The sequence below is a fragment of the Endozoicomonas sp. ALC013 genome, from assembly GCF_049310205.1.
GTDB lineage: Bacteria > Pseudomonadota > Gammaproteobacteria > Pseudomonadales > Endozoicomonadaceae > Endozoicomonas.
Genome location: NZ_JBLYNS010000191.1, coordinates 1 through 7,293 on the forward strand (window position 1 = coordinate 1; position 7,293 = coordinate 7,293).

Consider the following 7,293-nt stretch of genomic DNA (forward strand, 5'->3'; position numbering starts at 1 on the left):
TATCGCCAACCTGCTGTGGGCCATGGCGAAACTGGTAGACAACAGGTACGAGCAGACACCAGGTCTTAACGAGGCCGTGGCCGTGCTGTTGCCCCAAGTGAACGCACAGAAAGCTAACTTTAAACCACAGGAAATCACCAACCTGCTGTGGACCATGGCGAAACTGGTGGACAAAGGGCTGGAGAAAACACCAAAGCTCAAAGACGCTGTGGCTGCGCTGTTGCCCCACGTAAATGCACAGAAAGACCAATTTATTCCCCAGCATATCACCAACCTGCTGTGGGCCATGGCAAAACTGGTGGACAACGGGTACGAACAGACACCGGTGTTCAAAGAAGCGGTGGCTGCGCTGTTGACCTGCGTGAACGGACAGAAAGACCAATTTAATGCCCAGTGTGTCACCAACCTGCTGTGGGCCATGGCAAAACTGGTGGATAACGGGCAGGAGCAGAAACCAGGGCTCAACGAGGCTGTGGTCGCGCTGTTGCCCCTCGTGAACGCACACAAAGACCAATTTAATACCCAGGGTATTGCCAACCTGCTGTGGGCCACGGCCAAACTGGGTGAACTCGTTGAGCTGAACGTGGCTACCTCTGCGTTCGAATCGCTTGTCTATCGAATCAGTAAGAACCTTCAGTTTTCTCAGGAAGAGATATCGATGTCTCTCTGGGGAGTCATGGTATGCTGTGCCAGATTGGCTCTAGACTCCAATGCCAATAAAAATAACGTGCTTGAAAAGCACATGGGTGACCTGTTGACTCGTCTGGAAAATACCTCGCCAGATAATGAAGAGGATCAATCCATCATGATCATGGCCGCACGTTGGCTTGGCAGAGCGTGTCCGGTCGTCCGCCATTACCAGAAAGCCATTTCAAAAACCCAGGCCGACTTCCGCGATCAACTCCAATCATGCATTCCATCTTTGAGGATTGAAGAAGAAAAGAGCCTGAACGCATTACCTCCGGTTGACCTGCTTCTGCCAGATCACAACATTGTGATTGAAGTTCAGGGACCGTCTCATTACGTAGGTGGTGATTTCAACACCAGGAATGGTTCGACTCTACTGAAAATCGCACTGCTGAAAAAATCAGGATTTGAGGTCATTGAAATCCCGGTTAACATGCTTTGGAATCAGGATTTAATGAAACCATGTATTGATCAAATAAAGACCAGGATAGGCATCCCCCCACAGGAGCATGGCTCTGTATCATTTAATAGAGGGTGGGCAGATGCTGCATACGTGGCTGGTGAAGAACATTTAGAAAAGCAAACCAACCCAGCAAAAAAGAAGAAAAAGAGAAGAAGAAAACAAACAGTCAGTAATCGCCCTCCTCCCATCATGACTCAAGTAAACTTTTCCGCAAAATGAACTTCTGAACAGAACAGCAGTCTGCTTTTTATATTTTCATGAATTAATGAAATATAATTATGGATAGAAGCTCTGCTGGTATCAGTGGTCAATACACAAGATCAGATAACGGTTACAACCAACCGAATGGCCGTGCCCCTTCTTCAAGGCGTGGGCGATACAGACATACCACAGTCAGACAGCGGGATAGTCACCCCCGCTCTACCCCGGGATGTAATAAATTTCACCATTCTTCTGAGACAAGCCCTTCTCAATATTTAATGCACCGTTCAGTAAACTCTGCTCAAGATTTTAATGCCCTCATCGAACCAGAAATAATGGCTGGTCTGGTGAGGAAATCAAAACGTTTCGGTCATCGCTATGATGGGAGAGATCACGGCCTGTATGCCAGTTCAGTTAAAAAATACACGTCAGCTGCCAAAAGACCGTTAAATCGAGCGGAACAAAGCCAGCTGATGCGTTTGCTGCAAAATTTCGCAGCAACGCGGAGCTGGAATTGGCGAAGCCTGACGACAACATTTCACTCATTGACTTCAGCAGGTGTTTTTACCCCTCATAAACCCGTGGATGAGCGTGTCAAGCGTACTCAAGCTGCCTTATTGTCAACGCTACTGGATGCAATAAGATTCAAGTGCAACAAAAAAGCTGAAGCATGGGATATTGATGCCCAGGGAATCGCCAACCTGCTGTGGGCCATGGCGAAACTGGTGGACAACGCGCAGGAGCGGACACCAGAGCTCAACGGGGCTGTGGTCGCCCTGTTGCCTCTCGTGATCGCACAACAAGCTAACTTTAAACCACAGGAAATCGCTAACCTGCTTTGGTCCATGGCAAAACTGGGTGAACTCCTTGAGCTGAACGTGGTTACCTATACGTTCGAATCGCTTGTCTATCGAATCAGTGAGAACCCTGAGTTTTCTCAGCAAGAGATACCGTTGTCTCTGTGGGGAGTCATGGTATGCTGTGCCAGGTTGTTTCTGGATTCCAATGCTAATCAAAGCAACGTGTTTGAAAAGCACATGGATGACCTATTCACTCGCCTGAAAAATACATCGCCAGACAATGAAGAGGAACAATCCATCATTACCCTGGCTGCCAGTTGGCTTGGCAGAGCCTGTCCGGTCGTTCGCCATTACCACACAAACAGTTCAAAAAACCAGGTCGACTTCCGCGATCAACTCCAATCATCTATTCCATCTTTGAGGATTGAAGAAGAAAAGAGTCTGAACTCATTACCTCCGGTTGACCTGCTACTGCCCGATCACAACATGGTGATTGAAGTTCAGGGCCCCTCTCATTACGTGGGTGGTGATTTCAAAACCAGGAATGGTTCAACTCTGCTGAAAATCGCACTGTTGCAAAAAGCAGGATTTGAGGTCATTGAAATACCGGCTAACCAGCTTTTGAAGAAAGATTTAATGAAACCCTATATTGATCAAATAAAGATCAGGGAAAGCATCGCGCCACAGGGTCATGACTCTGCATCACTTAAAAGAGGGTGGTCAGATGCTGCATACGTAACTGCCGAAGAACATTCAAATTAGCAAACCAACCCAGCAAAGAGGAAGAAAACAAGCAGCCAGTCATCGCCTTCCTCCCATCATGACTCAAGTAAACTTTTCCGCAAAATGAACTTCTGAACAGAACAGCAGTCTGCTTTTTATATTTTCATGAATCAATGAAATATAGTTATGGATAGAAGTTCTGCTGGTATCAGTGATCAATACACAAGATCAGATAACGGTTACAACCAACCGAATGGCCATGCCCCTTCTTCAAGGCGTGGGCGATACAGACATGCCACAGTCAGACAATGGAATCATCCCCCCTGCACTGCACCGGGTCGCAATGAATTTTACCATTCTTCTGGCACATGCTCTTCTCAACATCTACAGTGCCGTTCAGTCAACTCTGCTCAAGATTTTAATGCCCTCATCAAACCAGAAATAATGGATGATCTGGTAAGTCAATCGGATCGTTTCGGTCATCGCTATAATGGGAGAAATCACGGGCAATATGCCAGTTCAATTAAAAAATACACGTCAACTGTTCAAAGACCGTTAAATCGAGCTGAACAAAGCCAGCTGATGCGTTTGTTGCAAAATTTCACGGCAACGCGGAGCTGGAATTGGCGAAGCCTGACGACAACACTGCACTCATTGACTTCAGCGGGTGTTTTTACCTTACATAAACCCATGGATGAGCGAGTTAGACTTACTCAGGCTAACTTATTGTCAACGCTATTTGATGCAATAATATTTAACTGCAACCAAAAGCCTCCAGCCAGGGATATTGATGCCCTGGGAATCGCCAACCTGCTGTGGGCCATGGCAAAACTGGTGGACAACGGGCAGGAACGGACACCAGAGCTTAACGAGGCCGTTGTCGCTTTGTTACACCACGTGAACGCACAGAAAGCTCACTTTAAACCACAGGAAGTCACCAACCTGGTGTGGGCCATGGCAAAACTGCTGGACAACAAGCAGGAGCGTAAAGCAGAACTCAAAGAGGCTATGGCCGCCCTGTTGCCCCTCATCAAGGCACAGAAAAACCAGTTTAATGCCCAGGCCATTGCCAACCTGCTGTGGGCCATCGCGAAACTGGTGGGCAACGGGCTGGAGCGAACACCAGGGCTCAACGAGGCCGTGGCCACGCTGTTGCCCCACGTGAACGCACAGAAAAACCAGTTTAATGCCCAGGGCGTTGTCAACCTGCTGTGGGCCATGGCGAAACTGGTGGACAACGGGCTGGAGCGGACACCAGGTCTCAAAGATGCGGTGGCCGCCCTGCTGCCCCTCCTGAATGCAAAGAAAGACCAATTTAACGCCCAGGGCATTGCCAACCTGCTGTGGGCCATGGCGAAACTGGTGGACAACCGGCTGGAGCGGACACCAGGGCTCAACGAGGCTGTGGCCACCCTGTTGCCCCTCGTGAACGCACAGAAAAACCGATTTATTCCTCAGCACATCACCAACCTGCTGTGGGCCATGGCGAAACTGGTGGACAACAGGCAGGAACAGACACCAGGGCTCAACGAGGCTGTGGCCGCCCTGTTGCCCCTCATGAACGCACAGAAAAACCAACTTAATGCCCAGGGCATTGCCAACCTGCTGTGGGCCATGGCGAAACTGGTGGACAACGGGCTGGAGCGGACACCAGGGGTCAACGAGGCCGTGGCCGCCCTGCTGTCCCTCCTGGACGCACAGAAAAACCAACTTAATGCCCAGAACATTGCCAACCTGCTGTGGGCCATGGCGAAACTGGTGGACAACGGGCTGGAGCAGACACCTGTGTTCAAAGAGGCCGTGGCAGCCCTGTTGCCCCACGTGAACGCACAGAAAGACCAATTTATTCCGCAGGCTATTGCCAACCTGCTGTGGGCCATGGCGAAAATAGTAGACATCGGGCAGGAGCACACTCAAGGGGTCAAAGAGGCCGTAGCCGCGCTGTTGCCCCACGTGAACGCACAGGAAGACCAATTTACTGCCCAGGGTATCGCCAACCTGCTATGGGCCATGGCGAAACTGGTGGACAACGGGCTGGAGCGGACACCAGGGCTCAAAGAGGCTTTAGCCGCCCTGTTGCCCCTCGTGAACGCACAGAAAAACCAATTTATTCCTCAGCATATCGCCAACCTGAAGTGGGCCATGGCAAAACTGGTGGACAACGGGCAGAGGCTGACTCCAGAGTTCAAAGAGGCCGTGGTCGCGCTGTTGCCCCAGGTAAATGCACAGAAAGCCAACTTTAAACGACAGGAAATCGCCAATCTGCTGTGGGCCATGGCAAAACTGGTGGACAGCGGGCTGGAGCAAACACCAGAGCTCAAAGAGGCCGTGGCCGCAGTGTTGTCTCAGATGAACGCACAGAAAGCTAACTTCATTCCGCAGGAAATCACCAACCTTCTGTGGGCCATGGCGAAACTGGTGGACAACGGGCAGGAACGGACACCTCATCTGAAAGAGGCCATAGCCGCGCTGTTGCCCTGCGTGCACAGACAGAAAGACCAATTTGTTCCGCAGGGAGTCGCCAACTTGCTCTGGGCCATGGCGAAATTGGTGGACAACAGCCAGGAGCAGACACCAGATTTCAACCAGGCCGTGGCTGCGCTGCTGCCCCACATGAAAGTACAGAAAGCTGACTTTAAACCACAGGGAATCGCCAACCTGCTGTGGGCCATGGCGAAACTTTTGTACAACGGGCTGGAGCAGACACCTGGGTTCAAAGAGGCCGTGGCCACACTTCTGCCCCTCGTGGACGCACAGAAAGACCAGTTTATTCCTCAGCATATCGCCAACCTGCTGTGGGCCATGGCAAAACTGGTGGATACCGGCCACGAGTGGACACCAGAGTTCAAAGAGGCCGTGGCCGCGCTGTTGCCCCGCGTAAACGCACAGAAAAACCAATTTAATGCCCAGGGTATTGCCATCATGCTATGGGCCATGGCGAAACTGGGTGAACTCCTTGAGCTGGACGTGGTTACCTCTACGTTCGAATCGCTTGTCTATCGAATCAGAGAGAACCCTCAGTTTTCACAGAAAGAGATACCGTTGTCTCTCTGGGGAGTCATGGTATGCTGTGCCAGGTTGTTTCTGGATTCCAATGCCAATAAAAGTAACGTGTTTGAAAAGCACATGGATGACCTGTTCACTCGCCTGGAAAATACCTCGCCAGACAATGATGAGGAACAATCCATCATTACCATGGCTGCAAGTTGGCTTGGCAGAGCCTGTCCGGTCGTTCGCCATTACCACACAAACATTTCAAAAACCCAGGTCGACCTCCGCGATCAACTCAAATCATCTATTCCATTTTTGAAGATCGAAGAGGAAAAGAGTCTGAACTCATTACCTCCGGTTGACCTGCTTCTGCCAGATCACAACATGGTGATTGAAGTTCAGGGTCCCTCTCATTATGTGGGTGGTGATTTCAAAACCAGGAACGGTTCGACTCTGCTGAAAATCGCACTGCTGCAAAAAGCAGGATTTGAGGTCATTGAAATCCCGACTAACCAGCTTTTGAGCAACGATTTAATGAAACCATACATTGATCAAATAAAGACCAGGATAGGCATCCCACCACAGGGTCATGGTTTTGTATCACTTAAAAGAGGGTGGGCAGGTACTGCATACGTTACTACCGAAGAACATTTAGCAGAGCAAACCAACCCGGCAAAGAGGAAGAAAGCAAGCAGCCAGTAATCGCCCTACTCCCATCATGACTCAAGTATACTTTGCCGCACAATGAACTTCTGGGCATAACAGCAGTCTGCCTTTAATATTTTCATGAATTAATGAAATTTAATTATGGATAGACGTTCTGCTGGTATCAGTGGTCAATACCCAAGATCAGATAACAGTTACAACGAACCGAATGGCCATGCCCCTTCTTCAAGGCATGGGCGATACCGACATGCCACTGTCAGACCATGGAATCATCCCCCCCGCACGGCACCGGGTCGCAATGAATTTTACCATTCTTCTGACACACGCTCTTGTCAATATCTACAGCGCCGTACAGTAAACCCTACTCAAGATTTTAATGCCCTCATCAAACAAGAAGTAATGGATGACCTGGTAAGTAAATCGCATCATTTCGGCTATCGCTATGATGGGAGAAATCACGGTCAGTATGCCAGTTTAATTAAAAAATACTCATCAGCTGCTAAAAGACCGTTAAATCGCACAGAACAAAGCCAGCTGATGCGCTTGCTGCAAAATTTTACGGCAACACGGAGCTGGAATTGGCGAAGCCTGACGACAACACTTCACTCATTGACTTCAGCAGGTGTTTTTACCCCTCATAAACCGCTGGATGAGCGTGTTCAGCTCACTCAAGCTGTCTTATTGTCGACACTTCTTGATGCAATAATATTTAACTGCAACCAAAAACCGAAAGCCCGTGATATTAGTGCTCAGGAAATCGCT

4 protein-coding genes are annotated in these 7,293 nt (G+C 49.5%); all 4 read left to right on the forward strand.

What is annotated here, in order from left to right; translation table 11 throughout:
- On the forward strand, positions 1–1,369 hold a 1,369-nt coding region (locus ACO6V1_RS21515), incomplete at its 5' end, for an RAP domain-containing protein (RefSeq protein WP_422468456.1).
- A gap of 59 nt (positions 1,370–1,428) precedes the next feature.
- The gene (locus ACO6V1_RS21520; RefSeq protein ID WP_422463861.1) at positions 1,429–2,913 is read left to right on the forward strand and encodes an RAP domain-containing protein; all 1,485 of its coding nucleotides are present in this window, start codon (positions 1,429–1,431) and stop codon (positions 2,911–2,913) included.
- A 147-nt stretch (positions 2,914–3,060) separates the two neighbouring features.
- Entirely contained in the window at positions 3,061–6,567 is a 3,507-nt protein-coding gene (locus ACO6V1_RS21525; protein ID WP_422468458.1) for a DUF1601 domain-containing protein, read from the forward strand.
- A 105-nt stretch (positions 6,568–6,672) separates the two neighbouring features.
- A partial coding sequence (locus tag ACO6V1_RS21530) for a hypothetical protein (RefSeq protein WP_422468460.1) occupies positions 6,673–7,293 on the forward strand: 621 nt, incomplete at its 3' end.